General features: G+C 46.0%; 15 protein-coding genes. 3 read left to right on the forward strand and 12 right to left on the reverse strand.

Annotated features, from left to right (window positions below; genetic code table 11):
* Position 1: 1 nt before the first annotated feature.
* The 8 genes from WH95_RS07155 to WH95_RS07190 all read right to left on the reverse strand — a co-directional run bounded on the left by WH95_RS07155 (position 2) and on the right by WH95_RS07190 (position 7,004).
* On the reverse strand, positions 2-688 hold the full coding sequence (locus WH95_RS07155; RefSeq protein WP_046504978.1) for a fumarylacetoacetate hydrolase family protein: 687 nt from the start codon (positions 686-688) through the stop codon (positions 2-4).
* Positions 689-761: 73 nt separating this feature from the next.
* Entirely contained in the window at positions 762-1,133 is a 372-nt protein-coding gene (locus WH95_RS07160) for a HesB/IscA family protein (protein WP_046504982.1), read from the reverse strand.
* Positions 1,134-1,208: 75 nt separating this feature from the next.
* Positions 1,209-1,610, reverse strand: coding sequence for a DUF59 domain-containing protein (locus WH95_RS07165; RefSeq protein ID WP_046504984.1), 402 nt, complete (start codon positions 1,608-1,610; stop codon positions 1,209-1,211).
* The gene (locus WH95_RS07170; RefSeq protein ID WP_455349763.1) at positions 1,610-2,893 is read right to left on the reverse strand and encodes an aminotransferase class V-fold PLP-dependent enzyme; all 1,284 of its coding nucleotides are present in this window, start codon (positions 2,891-2,893) and stop codon (positions 1,610-1,612) included. Before WH95_RS07170 ends, WH95_RS07165 begins: the two co-directional genes overlap by 1 nt.
* A 29-nt stretch (positions 2,894-2,922) precedes the next feature.
* Positions 2,923-4,248, reverse strand: coding sequence for a Fe-S cluster assembly protein SufD (gene sufD, locus WH95_RS07175; RefSeq protein WP_046504987.1), 1,326 nt, complete (start codon positions 4,246-4,248; stop codon positions 2,923-2,925).
* Positions 4,248-4,997: a Fe-S cluster assembly ATPase SufC gene (gene sufC / locus WH95_RS07180; RefSeq protein WP_046504989.1), complete on the reverse strand. Its 750-nt coding sequence runs from the start codon at positions 4,995-4,997 to the stop codon at positions 4,248-4,250. The genes sufD and sufC overlap by 1 nt, the downstream gene beginning before the upstream one ends.
* A gap of 52 nt (positions 4,998-5,049) precedes the next feature.
* Positions 5,050-6,507, reverse strand: coding sequence for a Fe-S cluster assembly protein SufB (gene sufB, locus WH95_RS07185; protein ID WP_046504992.1), 1,458 nt, complete (start codon positions 6,505-6,507; stop codon positions 5,050-5,052).
* 35 nt (positions 6,508-6,542) lie between these two features.
* Positions 6,543-7,004, reverse strand: a complete 462-nt coding sequence (locus tag WH95_RS07190; protein ID WP_046504994.1) for an SUF system Fe-S cluster assembly regulator — start codon at positions 7,002-7,004, stop codon at positions 6,543-6,545.
* Positions 7,005-7,362: 358 nt separating this feature from the next.
* Here WH95_RS07190 and upp point away from each other — a divergent pair, with 358 nt between their 5' ends.
* The gene (gene upp / locus WH95_RS07195) at positions 7,363-7,995 is read left to right on the forward strand and encodes a uracil phosphoribosyltransferase (RefSeq protein WP_046504996.1); all 633 of its coding nucleotides are present in this window, start codon (positions 7,363-7,365) and stop codon (positions 7,993-7,995) included.
* A 55-nt stretch (positions 7,996-8,050) separates the two neighbouring features.
* Here upp and WH95_RS07200 read toward each other — a convergent pair whose 3' ends face one another.
* The 3 genes from WH95_RS07200 to WH95_RS07210 form a co-directional block, all read right to left on the reverse strand.
* Positions 8,051-8,800 carry a substrate-binding periplasmic protein gene (locus tag WH95_RS07200; protein WP_046504999.1) on the reverse strand — a complete coding sequence of 250 codons (750 nt, stop codon included), beginning with the start codon at positions 8,798-8,800 and terminating at the stop codon, positions 8,051-8,053.
* Positions 8,801-8,934: 134 nt separating this feature from the next.
* Positions 8,935-10,128, reverse strand: coding sequence for an MFS transporter (locus WH95_RS07205; RefSeq protein WP_046505002.1), 1,194 nt, complete (start codon positions 10,126-10,128; stop codon positions 8,935-8,937).
* Positions 10,129-10,319: 191 nt separating this feature from the next.
* Positions 10,320-11,798 (reverse strand): DEAD/DEAH box helicase, encoded by a 1,479-nt coding sequence (locus WH95_RS07210; protein ID WP_046505004.1) that lies wholly within the window; start codon positions 11,796-11,798, stop codon positions 10,320-10,322.
* Between the two features lie 239 nt (positions 11,799-12,037).
* Between WH95_RS07210 and WH95_RS07215 the strand changes: the two genes are divergently transcribed.
* Both WH95_RS07215 and WH95_RS07220 read left to right on the forward strand, forming a co-directional pair.
* Positions 12,038-12,589, forward strand: a complete 552-nt coding sequence (locus WH95_RS07215) for a hydrolase (protein WP_046505006.1) — start codon at positions 12,038-12,040, stop codon at positions 12,587-12,589.
* 4 nt (positions 12,590-12,593) lie between these two features.
* The gene (locus tag WH95_RS07220) at positions 12,594-13,298 is read left to right on the forward strand and encodes an alpha/beta fold hydrolase (RefSeq protein WP_046505007.1); all 705 of its coding nucleotides are present in this window, start codon (positions 12,594-12,596) and stop codon (positions 13,296-13,298) included.
* 41 nt (positions 13,299-13,339) lie between these two features.
* Here the strand turns inward: WH95_RS07220 and WH95_RS07225 are convergent, their stop codons facing one another.
* On the reverse strand, positions 13,340-13,984 hold the full coding sequence (locus WH95_RS07225) for a class GN sortase (RefSeq protein ID WP_052741856.1): 645 nt from the start codon (positions 13,982-13,984) through the stop codon (positions 13,340-13,342).

Genomic DNA, 13,984 nt, shown 5'->3' on the forward strand with positions numbered 1-13,984 from the left:
TTCATGTTAGTCGAAATTCGAGATCTGAAAGGCCTTCTATTGAGCAGGTGATTTGATCGCCGGATTTGATTGCCCCGACACCTGCCGGTGTCCCTGTCATGATAATATCACCTGAACGCAGATCAAACAGGCGGCTCAGGTGATAGATGATCTGTTCGACGGGCCAGATCATATCCCCAAGTGTTGCGTGCTGACGAATCTCATTATTCACACCAAGCGAAATCGAGGAAGATCCGGAGAGTAAACTCTCTGTGTGTGGTGTGATCGCACTACAGGGGGCCGAGTTTTCAAAGCCTTTTGCAACATCCCAAGGGTGACGTTTGTCTTTGCAGATTTTCTGTAAATCTCTTCTGGTTAGATCGACACCGGTCGCATAGCCAAAAATATGTTCGCTCGCCTGTTCTGGTGAAATATTGCTGCCGCCGCTTTTTAGTGCGACCACAAGTTCAACTTCATGATGGAGATCTGTTGTCGCGCCGGGATAAGGAATTGATCCGCCTTCGGCAGCTATAGATTCAGCAGGCTTTATAAAGAACATCGGGGTTTCAATATCGGGATTGCCTCCCATTTCTTTTGTATGCTCGGTATAGTTCCGGCCCACGCAGAAGATGCGTCGCACAGGAAACAAGAGATCTGATCCGACAACGGGGAGTGTGACAACGGGAGCGGGATCAAATGTGTAGGACATGGTTTCTTATTAGAACTCTGAACGTGGGCGTGGTGTCAGGGGAAGTCGGTCGGCAGACAGGACAGGGCTAAGATCAGGTAATTAATTCTGCTTTGTTACTTTCGGGAGCAACGTGAAAACTTTCCCCGCATCCGCAACGGCCTGCTTCATTTGGATTGTTGAAAACAAATGAGCTTTGGAATTTGTCCTGAACAAAGTCCATCTCACTGCCAATCAAATACATAACGGCAGTTGGTTCAATAAAGATTTTGACGCCCTTGTCTTCAACAACGTCTTCAAATTTCTTTTGTTCTTTAGCGTATTCCACGACATAGCTGAGACCGGAACAACCTTTTGTGCTGATGCCAACACGCAAACCAAGAACGGCTTCGTCCTGACTTTGGTCCATAAGCATTTTAACGCGATCCGCGGCAGCATCTGTAAGGGTGATGAGTTTTGGCATCATCGGATTATGTCTCTTAATTTCCAGTTTCTGGTCTTACTATATCATTATATGGGGGTAATGCCCCAAATAAAAAGGTTACATAAACAGGCCAAGCGCAAGTTGTGCATCTTCGCTCATCATATTTTGGTTCCACGGGGGAGACCAGGTTAGAATAACGGTAACTTCCCCAACCCCTTCCACAGCGGCAACGGCTTCTGCTACCTGCATGGGTAGTTCACCCGCTACCGGGCAGTTCGGGGCTGTGAGTGTCATACTGACATTAACATTACCTTCTTTATCCATCTCATGGCCGTAGATCAGACCCAGGTCATAAATATTCACGGGAATTTCCGGGTCGTGAACACTTTGGAAGGCATCAATAATGTCGTCTTTGCCGGCAAAGGCAGTTCCCTTGGCCAATGGCGTGCCCGCTGTAGCTTTAAAACCTTCTTCTGCCTTGGGGAGAAAGTCGCTTAAGCTTTTACCATCATCAAACATTAGCTAAAGAGTTCCCGTACTTTTTCAAGGGCGTCGGCAAGGGCGTCAACCTCTTCACGGGTGTTATAGATCCCAAAAGAGGCACGGGCCGTCGCAGGCAGATCAAAGCGTTGCATCAGCGGTTGAGCACAGTGATGTCCGGCCCTGACCGCAACACCTCTGCGATCCAGGATTGTACCGATGTCATGGGCATGGGCTTCTTCCATGGTGAAAGACAGAATACTCGCCTTTTCCTTGGCCCGACCAATGATATTCAGGCCGGGAATTCTGCTCAGGCGTTCTGTTGCATAGGCAAGGATACCGTTTTCATGGGCAGCAATATTATCTTTGCCCAGCGCTTCAATGTATTCAATGGCCGCGCCAAGGCCGATGGCCTCTACAATTGCGGGTGTTCCAGCCTCGAAGCGATGCGGTATCTCTTTGTAGGTGGTTTTCTCAAAGGTAACGAGATCAATCATTTCGCCACCACCCTGATAAGGCGGCATTGAATTGAGAAGGTCTGCTTGTCCATAGAGGATGCCAACACCGCTGGGGCCGTAAACCTTGTGGCCGGAAAAACAGTAAAAATCAGGCTTGAGATCCTGCACATCAATGTGAGCATGCGGGGCAGCCTGACAACCATCAACCAGAACCTTTGCACCATGTGCGTGAGCAACACGGATAATATCTTTGATCGGGGTTACAGTACCAACAGCATTTGAGATATGGGTAATGGCAACCAGTTTGGTTTTTGAAGTAAAAAGACTTTCATATTCTTCAAACAGGAAGTTTGCATCCCCATCAATTGGCACGACTTTGATTTCGATACCAATTTGATCCCTGAGAATTTGCCAGGGAACAATGTTGGAATGGTGTTCCATATGGGAAATGATGATTTCATCGCCCGCTTTGAGGAAGCTTCGTCCATAGCTTTGGGCGACCAGATTGATAGCTTCTGTCGCACCCTTTGTCAGAATGCATTGATCCGGGCTTTCTGCATTTATAAAACGTGCAGCAGCATTGCGCCCGGATTCAAAAGCTTCGGTACAGGCCTGGCTCAGGCTGTGGACACCACGATGAACATTGGAATAATAGGTTTCATAGGCCTCTTGCATCCGCTCTAGAACTTGACGGGGCTTTTGTGCCGATGCAGCGCTGTCGAGATAGACGAGGGGACGGCCATAGATTTCACGTTGAAGAATAGGGAAGTCTTCGCGAATGCGATGGACATCAAACGCCTGTAGTGAATTGTCACCGGCTTTGATGGTTCCCATATCAACGTTCTTTGCTGTACCTATGCTCATTGTGGTGTCCTTATGCCCTTGATTTCAAATCAGGCTGGTTTGTTTGGGTTGTTTTCAAGCCAGTCAGATATTCTAACCAGAAAGAGATCCTTTAGATCTTCATTTTGCACCGCTTCAACTGCATCGGCCAGAAATGCATTCACAAGAAGAGCTTGCGCTTGTTCCTGCGAGAGACCACGAGAACGCAGGTAAAACAGGGCATCTTCGTCGATCTGACCCGATGTGCAACCGTGGCTGCAGATAACGTCATCAGCAAAGATTTCCAGTTCAGGCTTCGCATCTACTTCTGCTTGATCGGACAAAAGCATGGCGCGGTGAGATTGGTTACCAACAGTTTTCTGGGCCTGTTCATGAACAATGATCTTGCCTTGAAAAACACCTCTGGCACTACCGCTCAAGACACCCTTTATGACTTCGTCACACGTTGTGTGGGGTGTCTTGTGATCAACGCGTGTTGTAATGTCACAATGCTGGTCGTCGGTACCCATATAGGTGCCGTTTAAATGACAGGCAGAATTCTCAGCTGCCAGGCTTACATTAATGTCTGATCGTGCCAGTCGTGCACCGGTGTTCAGCAGGAAGCTGTCATATGTCGCGCCTTTGCCAACTTCTACTTCTGTTGAAGAGATCAAAAAGGCCGATCTGTTGCTTTCTTGAACGCGATAATGGTGCAGGGTGGCGTTTTCATCAACGCTGATATCTGTGGCTGTATTAGAGAAATATACGTTCTCGCCATGATCGGTATTGTGCTCGACAATCGTTGCCTTGCTGCCTGATCCAACAGAAATGATATTTCTTGTGTGATGCGTACTTTCAGCCTTACCACTGCCGAGATGAAGTATCTCGATTGTCTTTTCTACAGAAACATCTTTGGCAACAGACAGGATATATCCATCGGCCATGAGGGCTGTATTCAAGGCCACAAGTGGCTGCTCTTCCGCGCGGGGACGTGACATGCGTGTTTGGTCGAGATTAGTGGTCCCGTTATCAAGCACTGCCGCCAAACTTTCCATGGTAACACCGCTTGGCAAAGAAGTGTCTGAAAGAGACGCTGAGTATTTACCGTCGATGAAAACAAGGCGAACAGAGCTTGTTGCATCAAAAAGCCTTGGCAGGTCATCGTTGGCTGCCTGTCCTGAGGTTTCTGGCGCAGAGAAAGCCTGTTTCTTTAGCGGATTAAGGCTGGTGAACTTCCAAAGCTCTGTTTTTGCCGATGGTAATCCGATGTCGTTGAACAGCGCGATGTTTTTCGCTCTTGTTTCATTGAGCCACGCAAGATTACGGCCGGGCAAGTGGTCCTTGGTCTGGTCGTAGTGGGCAACGAATGCCTCTTTATCTGATGGAAGTGTTACCATTAGGCTGCCTCACCAGAATAGTCAGCATAACCCTTTTCTTCCAGCTCAAGAGCCAGTTCCTTGCCACCGGAACGGCGGATTTTACCATGTGCCAAAACGTGTACCTGATCAGGTACAATGTAGTTCAAAAGACGCTGGTAGTGCGTGATAACCAAAATGGCGTTGTTTTCGGCTCGTAGTTTGTTCACGCCTTCGGCAACAACTTTAAGGGCGTCAATATCCAGACCTGAATCTGTTTCATCCAAAACGGCAAGTTTGGGATTGAGAACAGCCATTTGCAGAATGTCGTTACGTTTTTTCTCACCACCAGAAAACCCGACATTAACGGCGCGTTTCAGCATATCATCCTTGATGCCAAGCTCTTTGGTTTTGCCGCGGATCATTTTCACGAACTCCATACCGTCCAGCTCTTCTTCACCGCGGTAACGACGTTGAGCATTCAGAGCTTCTTTCAGGAATGTCGTGTTGGTCACGCCAGGAATTTCTACTGGATACTGAAATGCGAGGAAGATACCTTCGCCGGCACGCTCTTCAGGCTCCAGGTCGGAAATGTCTTTGCCATCGAAAAAGATACCGCCTTCGGTGACTTCATAGTCATCACGACCGGCAAGCACATTTGCAAGTGTTGATTTACCAGAGCCGTTAGGGCCCATGATGGCGTGCACTTCGCCTTTGTTGATATTCAGGTCAATGCCCTTAAGAATGGATTGTCCGTCAACTTCTGCATGAAGGTTTTTGATTTCTAACATCTTTTTGCTCTGTTCTCTTTATCTAGGTGTCTAATTGGAATAGGGCGCTTCGTTATCCGACGCTGCCTTCCAGACTGATTTTGACAAGCTGTTGCGCTTCAACAGCAAATTCCATTGGTAATTCCTGAAGTACTTCGCGACAGAAGCCGTTGACCACAAGACCGACAGCATCTTCTTCAGAGATACCGCGTTGACGACAGTAAAAGAGTTGATCTTCACTGATTTTGGATGTCGTCGCTTCGTGTTCCAGTCTTGCCGATCTGTTTTTGCTTTCGATATAGGGAACGGTGTGCGCTCCGCAGGTATCGCCAACCAAAAGCGAATCACACTGAGTAAAGTTACGCGCTCCTTCGGCCTTTGCGGCAACTCTGACCAACCCGCGATAGGTGTTCTGAGACTTACCAGCGGAAATACCCTTCGAGATGATGCGTGAGGTTGTGTTTTTACCCAAATGGATCATCTTGGTGCCGGTATCGGCCTGTTGACGGCCATTGGTGATTGCAACGGAATAAAACTCGCCAACAGAGTTATCACCTTGCAGGATACAGCTTGGATATTTCCAGGTAATTGCTGAACCTGTTTCAACCTGTGTCCAGCTGATCTTGGAGTTTTTACCCTTACATATACCGCGCTTGGTCACGAAATTATAGATACCGCCTTTGCCGTCTTCATCACCGGGATACCAGTTTTGAACCGTGGAGTATTTGATTTCGGCATCATCCATCGTTACCAACTCGACAACCGCGGCATGAAGTTGATTTTCATCACGCTGAGGCGCGGTACAGCCTTCCAGATAACTCACATAAGAGCCTTCGTCGGCTACGATAAGTGTGCGTTCGAACTGTCCTGTGTTCAGTTCGTTAATTCTGAAATAGGTTGATAGTTCCATCGGGCAGCGAACGCCCTTTGGAATGTATACAAAGGAACCATCGGTAAAGACGGCTGAATTCAAACAGGCATGTTTGTTGTCACCTGCAGGAACAACCGAGCCAAGATACTTCTTGACCAGTTCCGGATATTCCTGAATTGCTTCGGAAATCGGGCAGAAGATAACACCGACTTCTTTCAGCTGTTCACGGAAAGTGGTTGCAACCGATACAGAGTCAAAAACGTAATCAACGGCCACACCCGCCAATACCTCTTGCTCTTTAATTGGGATGCCCAGTTTCTCATACGTACGAAGCAGTTCTGGATCGACTTCGTCCAAACTCTGTGGACGGTCTTCCATGCTTTTGGGGGAAGAGTAATAGTATGAATCCTGATAATCTATTTCAGGAATCTCCAACTTTCCCCATTTGGGTTCAGGCATTGTCTGCCAAAGACGGAATGCTTTCAGGCGCCATTCCAAAAGCCACTCTGGCTCATTCTTCTTGGCAGAGATGAAACGGACAGTTTCTTCACTTAAGCCTTTAGGGGCTTTTTCAGATTCAATATCTGTAACAAAGCCATATTTATATTTGTCCATCTCAAGGGATTGGACCTGTTCGACTGTTTCTTGTGTGGCAGCCATTCTTTTACTCTCCTATCGGACTTTAGTTGAATTGATCAGGTAAGCTCTACTGAGCTCGCGTCCGATTTTTGTTTGTCTATTATGAAACTGTCTTGGAAATCAATCATGTCGGCGAGTGTCACTGTTTTCAGAGCATTGGCGACAACTTGATTTACTTTGTTCCAATTTCCGCGCATGGGGCACATGGTCTCTACTGAACAGTTATCGACTGCGCCCTCGACACAGGCCGTTAAAGCAATTGGGCCTTCGATTGACTGGATGATATCTGCAACGGTTATAGAGGCGGCATCTTGATGGCTTATATAACCACCACCCGCTCCGCGAAGGGATGTTATTAAGCCTTGCCGGGAAAGCAGACCAAGAATTTTGGCAACAGTTGGCAAAGGCAAGCCTGTTTCTTCTGCAATTTGAGGGGCCGTAACGACCTGCTCTTTTTGCGAAGACATTTGCCCAAGAACGACAACTGCATAATCTGTTAACCTCGTAAGGCGGAACATAGCTTTTCTCCATACCGGACTAAAAAGGTCCGATTTTTTAAATAGCTCAAAAAAACGAAATTGCAACCTCTTTTTAAGAGTTTTTTAAAGTTCCAATATACGGTGTAAGGCTCCGTAATTAATCAACTTAGTTATGTATTCGTGGAAAGTATAATAAAGCCAGACTGTTAGAAAAGAGAGAACCATTTGATCGCGACAAAATGTCGTATATGAAATGCATCTTTAAGAGTGTGAGTGCTTAAGCATACGTGGTCTTCTTGTTTCGAGAATAGAGAGGGGGTCGACATAAAGAGCTTAAAAGGGTAAGTAACAAGAATAATTTGTCGACAATAAAACATCAGACGTAAAGGCTATAAATATGAGCGCAAATGTAACCGTGGTTGAGCATCCTTTGGTTCAGGTAAAACTTACTCAAATGCGTTCGAAAGAAACCGCGACCCCTGATTTTCGTCGGTTGTTAAAAGAAATCTCTCACCTGCTTGCCTATGAGGTTACACGAGACCTGGTTCTCACAGAACGTGAGGTTGAAACACCAGTTGAACGTGCAATGTGCCCGGTCTTACGAGATCTAGAACCTTGTTTTATTTCAATCCTGCGTGCTGGTAACGGTATTCTGGATGGGATGATGGATTTGTTGCCGTCTGCACGTGTGGGGCATGTCGGACTATATCGTGATCATGAAACATTAGAAGCAATTGAATACTATTATAAAGTACCAACGGATATGGCCGATCGTGAAGTTATTGTTGTCGACCCCATGTTGGCAACGGGGCATACAGCTGTAGCCGCTATAGATCGTCTCAAGAAAGATGGTGCAAAGAATATCAAGTTCCTTTGCTTGCTTGCGGCACCGGAAGGAATTGAAGAATTCCAAAAGGGACACCCGGATGTTCCTGTTTACACAGCCTCTGTCGATCAGAAACTAAATGAACATGGATATATCGTTCCCGGTTTGGGGGATGCGGGTGATCGTATTTATGGCACCAAATAGCCTCTGATTTTTTTGTCAAAGTGAATAAGAAAGGCTTCATTTTCGAGGCCTTTTTTTATTGATACTTTTTTCTGATTTCTTCGTACGTGCCATTATGCCTGATGGTACGCAGGCCTTGGTTTACATCATCAATAATACTTTGAACCTTTTCAGATTTTTTAGAAAAACAAAAATAATAAGGATGACTGACCAGTTCTCTGTAGGTTACATGCCCGCTTTTGCCACGATTGGCTAAGGCAAATAATATTGAGTCCCTATAGGAATAAACGGCGTCAACGCGTTTGTTTTCTAGTAAGGTTAGCAAATCGTCGTCATTTGTCGCTTCATAAGCCTTGATACCATTCTCGATTAATTCTTTATGGACCGCATAACCTCTTACACTGGCGACTGATAAGTCTTTGAGATCTGCAACTGAATCAAAATTCCTTAAGCTCACATCTTCTGACAAGAACACCCCTTGGCTGTGGTAACCAAGGATATCTGAGAAAAGGAAATTCTCATCTCTGTCTGGGTGATAAGAACACCCGCAAAGGCCATCTACTTTTCCTTGTTCGACTAATTTGACGGCACGTTTCCAAGGGTAAAACGAGTACTCAACATCCCGCCCTGCGAGGGAAAAAATTTCCAGCATTATATCGACATCCATACCTTTGGGACCTGTGCCGGGATTTTCTATTTTATAGGGGGGGAAAGAGCTGCAAGCCATCGTTACTGGTTGAGCATCAGCGGCAATACTTTTTTTTACCAGTGGAAAAATAAGTAAAAGAGACGCGATAGCAAAGACATGTTTAGGGGGTAATTTCAATAATTATGATCCATCAAATTAACCGCAGATATGGATTTAGTTTTCCATCAAAACGCGGCTATCTTTTGTTATTTAAGATAATCCAGTAGAACGTCTCTATTTTAACTAGGGAAATACTAATAATTCTTTACCGTTCAGGGTAGTTCTTGATGCGTATATTCTTTTGCCGGTGGGGCGCTGCTCGGTGGTACAAACTTTGTAACTATCCATATAATAGTCCCGCCAGTTGCAGCCATCCCCACCATTGCAAGAAAAGCATACGAGGGATCAATATCAAACAGCATGCCCGAAACGAAAATTGATAACCCCATCATCAGACCATTTGCGATGCTGGAATAGAGGCTTTGTGCAGAAGCCGAGACATCTTTTGGGGCATGCTTTGTTATAAATGACATGGATCCCAAATGTGTCAGGCCGAATGTCAGGGCGTGTAAAACCTGGATACCAATGATCAAAATCATACTGTCGCTAAAGCCAAGGGTGCCCCATCTGATCATCCCCGCGATACTACCGATTATGATAAGGTGTAGAGAGCGTGCGCTTTTAAACAGCTTGTTGCTAAACGCGAATAAAAGGACCTCAGCCATAACGCCAAATGCCCAGATAAACCCAACGAGGCTTTTGCTATATCCCAGTGACGTTAAGTATAGAGAGCCAAAGGCATAATAGGCGGCGTGGCTACCAATGATCATGCCAGCCCCAAGAATAAAAAAGAGAAAGCTTGGCTTTCTAAGAAATACTCTTGGATTGCCAGATGTTTTTTCTTGTTCCCCAGGCAGTTGGGGCAGGGTTAAGCTAAAAAATGCTACAATAATAAGGGCGCATAGAATAAGCCATAGTGTCCAGTTGATGTCGATTGTATCTAAAAGGTGGCCGACCCCAAAGCTTGTTGCTATGAATGAAAGCGAGCCCCAAAGCCTTATTCGCCCATAATTTAAATCATACAGGCGGACAGCTTTAAGTGTTTGACTGTCACCTAAAGGAATAAGTGAAAGAAAGCAACACGATGCACCTGCTTGGAGCAATAGATAAAAATAAAAATTTTCAGCGAAATAGAAGGTGAAGAAGAACCCGCTGGAGATTAATGCTGTTGTGAAAAGTACGGTCCTGCTATAGCCGCTTTTTTCTGATATGAAGGCAATCAATGGGGAAACCAGTACCATCAGGAACGGCGGGATAGAGAGTATATTGCCTATTTCTGACTTACTGAGCCCCCTTTCAGATAACCATAGAGGCCAAAACACAAGAATGATGCCCATGGTCATGAAAACAAAGATATAAAAAAGGGAGTAGGGAACGCCAAAAGAAAAGGCGGAATCTTTGTTCATATACTGACTCTGAGCTTGGGATGCTTGGTTGGGAATTATTAGCTATGTCGGGCGTGCTCTACTTTTATAAATAACATTTTATCGTTTGGCATCAATATTTATGTTTAAAAGTTTTGTGCAGATGATCTGATCCAGCCATAAAAAAAGGCGCCCGTAAGAACGCCTTTCCCATGATTACGATGCAATCTTTGTTATGCGACTTTTGCTTCACGTAGAATGAAAGCCGGGGTGTGGTCCCCAAAAGAGCTTGTCGGGTTACTTGGTTCTGACGAAGGCTCTCTCTCGCCAATAACAGCCGTTGGTTTTGGTTTACGACGGGGTGTTCTGGCTGTTTTTTTCGCGTTACGTTTTTCTTCGGTGTTGTTGTCAGTATCTGTCGATGCTGCAATCTCAGAAGAAATATCTTCTGAAACGTCATCAGATTTCTTGCGACGACTGCTTGGTTTCGCATCTTTGGTATCGCCACCTTTTGACGAAGCTTTTGCTGGGCGCCGACGTCTGCGTCCTTTTAGTGACGCAGCTTCTTCATCTGTCCAGCTTTCAAAGCCTTCAAGAGAAACAACAGGAATAGCGCTATTAATTGTTGTTAACACGTTGCGTAATGCCTTGTAATCTTCAATTGTCGCGATTGTGAATGCCTTGCCTTCTCGCCCTGCACGCCCGGTTCTTCCTATGCGGTGAACATAATCTTCGGGGTTAATTGGAACGTCAAAGTTAAAGACGTGCGATACTGCGGGAATATCCAGACCACGTGCAGCAACATCTGAACAGACCAACAGCTTAACTTTGCCGTCCTTAAAGTCGTTCAGTGTTTCCATACGGGATGATTGAACCATATCACCGTGGAGTGCTGCAGCAGAAAATCCGTGTACATTCAGTGATTTATTCAGAATGTCGACGTCTTTTTTTCTATTGCAGAATAAAATCGCGGATTGGATTTCACCTTCGCCAGTCATGATCTGGCGTAGTGCTTCGCGCTTATCCTTGGGACCGCCATCAATCTTGATAACCGTCTGTTGAACCGTTTCAGCAGTTGATGCCTGCTTGGTAACAGAGATTTCTTTCGGATTGCTGAGGAACTTGTCGGACAGCTTCTTGATTTCCGGTGCCATGGTGGCAGAGAAAAAGAGTGTCTGTCTCAGTGGTGGAAGCAAAGACACGATCTTTTCTACATCGGGGATAAAGCCCATATCCAGCATCCGGTCTGCTTCATCAATCACCAAAAGTTTAGTGTCGACCAGCATGATCTTGCCTCTCTCGAAAAGATCGAGAAGACGACCAGGTGTGGCAATAAGCACATCAACGCCGCGTTCGAGGAGCTTTGTCTGCTCCGCAAAGGAAGAGCCTCCGATAAGGAGAGCTTTGCTAAGCTTGCTGTATTTTCCATAGTTTTCGAAATTTTCCGAAATCTGATGGGCAAGTTCACGTGTTGGTGTCAGGATCAAAGAACGTGGCATTCTTGCACGTGCCCGACCACTGGACAGCATTTCGATCATAGGCAGTGTAAACGAGGCAGTTTTTCCTGTCCCGGTTTGGGCACAGCCCATTACATCACGACCCATTAACACGTAGGGGATTGCTTGTTCCTGAATAGGCGTAGGTGTTGTATAGCCAACATCCTCGACAGCCTGCAGGAGCTTTGGATTTAATCCAAGATCAGAAAAGCTCATGTATTCCTTAGTTACGCTTGAGCGTTAGTCAAAAAAAAGCAGAAATGCGTAAAAACTTACGCGTGCTTTCCAGAAGCGACGTGCGCATAATACGGAAAGCTTTGAAAAAGTCAATTTGTACTGTGTTTTAGGGGCAGAAAATCGATAAATTACGCCATAAAGTAATATTATTGTTTAATTTTAAGCCGGTGATGTTTAAGTCAATAGAGGTCCGTTAACGTGATAAAGGCGCTTGAAAAATGTTGATGTCTGCAGAAGATTCGGTTGTTGTTGTCATTGATGTGCAGGACAGATTGGCACCTGCAATACCTGAACTTCAATCCATCCTGAAAGCCAATGAACTGGTTTTGAAAACGGCGTCTGAGCTATCTGTGCCTGTTCTGGTGACTGAGCAATACCCGAAAGGGCTTGGGCATACTCTTGAACAACTGCGTGATTATTACACAGATACTAATGTGTTCGAGAAAATTTCTTTCAGCTCTGCGGGCTGTGCGCCTTTTATGTCAGCCTTAAAAGAAACCGGACGGCGTCAGGTTATTGTTACGGGTATTGAAGCCCATGTCTGTGTTCAGCAGACTGTTCTGGAATTGTTGGCAGAGAGATTCGATGTTTTCGTTGTGGCAGATGCTATTGGTTCGCGCGCTGACGAGAATAGAAAGCTGGCGCTGGAGCGTATGATCAGATCCGGAGCCGAAGTTGTTTCAAGCGAAATGGTGATGTTTGAAATGTTGAAAAAGGCCGGAACACCAGAATTTAAAAAACTATCGAACCTACTCAAAGAAAACGATTAATTTCATGCAAGAAAAAGAACGCCTGTTTTTTCTGCCGGGCTTGTTGTGTAACCAACGACTGTGGTCGCCACAGTTGGATCACTTTAAAGACAAATATCTTTGTGAAGTCGCTGATCTTACCCAGGCAAGCTCTATTAGAGAGCTGGCAGTACAGGCTTTGAAACAGGTGCGTGGAAAGTTCAATCTCGTTGGATTATCAATGGGGGGATATGTCGCGCTCGAGATCCTGCGGATTGCGCCCGAGCGTGTGAAGCGTTTGGCGTTAATTGATACAAAAGCACGTGCGGATAGCCCCGAACAAAAGCGGCGTAGACGTGGTCTACTTTCCTTGGCCGGGCGTGGAAAGTTTAAGGGGGTGACACCGCACTTGATGCCTCTGCTTATTCATCCCGACCGAATGGATGATACGTCCTTGACGTCTGAAATATACAAAATGGCCGAAGAGGTTGGACAGGAAGCTTTTGTTCGACAGCAAACGGCAATACTGGATCGTGAAAGCCATCTGGATATTTTACCGAAGATAAAGTGCCCCGTACAAGTCATCTGCGGGCGGGATGACTTGATTACCCCTTTGGACTGCTCAGAAGAAATCGCCTCTTTGACACCAAGTGCCGAACTTCTGGTTTTGGAAGACTGTGGTCACCTGTCAAATATTGAGTTGCCAGCACAAGTTAATAAGGTTCTCCAAGACTGGTTGGAAAGGGATTAGGCTTCGCAGCTTGCTTGGTTTTTGTCACAAAGATTGCCTGGTCAATCAGAGAGAGATTTTTCAAGAAGGTGCCCCTCTACAATATATCGAAGCGGGCCGGGTGTTTGAGCATTGAAAGGCCAGCAAGTTACCAAGGCTATTCGCTTAGACGAATTTTGATTGGTAATGCCAGATTGATCCCATTTGGTAATCCGGATGTTATCCACTCTATAGAAATGATCTCGCCCTTGAGGATCTTTCACTTTTATGATGTCAGTTGCTTTTATCTTTTCCAAAAAAGCAAAATGAGTATCTCTATGAGCTGCATAAACGGCCGTTCCCTGCTGTCCGGGCTGGGCGGTGTTTTCTAAATGCCCTGGCGCGAAGGCCAAGGCTTCCCCACTACTGCCACGCAGGGCGATTACGGGTTCAATCGCCAGATTGGGGAGGCTTATCTCTGCAACAGGGTAGGTATCAGCCCAGGACCATGCTTTTTGTGGTGTTTGGGTTGTTAGGGTCTCTTGCCAGGCTTGTTGCAGCAGGTGTTGCGCCAGGACGGCTTTTAATTTGATGTAGAGGCCGTCTCCGATTAATGCAAATCCTATAATAAACAATGCCAGCAAGAGGAACTTTCTGGTTCCCCTTGCCAGATGCTGGACAGGCCACCCTTTTCGTGAAACGGGTTTGGTGCCACGCGATAGTGCCAT

The organism is Kiloniella litopenaei (assembly GCF_000982415.1).
Lineage (GTDB): Bacteria > Pseudomonadota > Alphaproteobacteria > Kiloniellales > Kiloniellaceae > Kiloniella > Kiloniella litopenaei.

Bases quoted from the DNA above. Each gene is read 5' to 3' on its own strand.
- WH95_RS07210 (WP_046505004.1), bottom strand. From the start codon at position 11,798: ATGAGCTTTTCTGATCTTGGATTAAATCCAAAGCTCCTGCAGGCTGTC.
- WH95_RS07205 (WP_046505002.1), bottom strand. From the start codon at position 10,128: ATGAACAAAGATTCCGCCTTTTCTTTTGGCGTTCCCTACTCCCTTTTT.
- WH95_RS07170 (WP_455349763.1), bottom strand. From the start codon at position 2,893: ATGAGCATAGGTACAGCAAAGAACGTTGATATGGGAACCATCAAAGCC.
- WH95_RS07225 (WP_052741856.1), bottom strand. From the start codon at position 13,984: ATGGCACTATCGCGTGGCACCAAACCCGTTTCACGAAAAGGGTGGCCT.
- WH95_RS07190 (WP_046504994.1), bottom strand. From the start codon at position 7,004: ATGTTCCGCCTTACGAGGTTAACAGATTATGCAGTTGTCGTTCTTGGG.
- WH95_RS07155 (WP_046504978.1), bottom strand. From the start codon at position 688: ATGTCCTACACATTTGATCCCGCTCCCGTTGTCACACTCCCCGTTGTC.
- upp (WP_046504996.1), top strand. From the start codon at position 7,363: ATGAGCGCAAATGTAACCGTGGTTGAGCATCCTTTGGTTCAGGTAAAA.
- sufB (WP_046504992.1), bottom strand. From the start codon at position 6,507: ATGGCTGCCACACAAGAAACAGTCGAACAGGTCCAATCCCTTGAGATG.
- sufC (WP_046504989.1), bottom strand. From the start codon at position 4,997: ATGTTAGAAATCAAAAACCTTCATGCAGAAGTTGACGGACAATCCATT.
- WH95_RS07215 (WP_046505006.1), top strand. From the start codon at position 12,038: ATGTTGATGTCTGCAGAAGATTCGGTTGTTGTTGTCATTGATGTGCAG.
- WH95_RS07160 (WP_046504982.1), bottom strand. From the start codon at position 1,133: ATGATGCCAAAACTCATCACCCTTACAGATGCTGCCGCGGATCGCGTT.
- sufD (WP_046504987.1), bottom strand. From the start codon at position 4,248: ATGGTAACACTTCCATCAGATAAAGAGGCATTCGTTGCCCACTACGAC.
- WH95_RS07220 (WP_046505007.1), top strand. From the start codon at position 12,594: ATGCAAGAAAAAGAACGCCTGTTTTTTCTGCCGGGCTTGTTGTGTAAC.
- WH95_RS07165 (WP_046504984.1), bottom strand. From the start codon at position 1,610: ATGTTTGATGATGGTAAAAGCTTAAGCGACTTTCTCCCCAAGGCAGAA.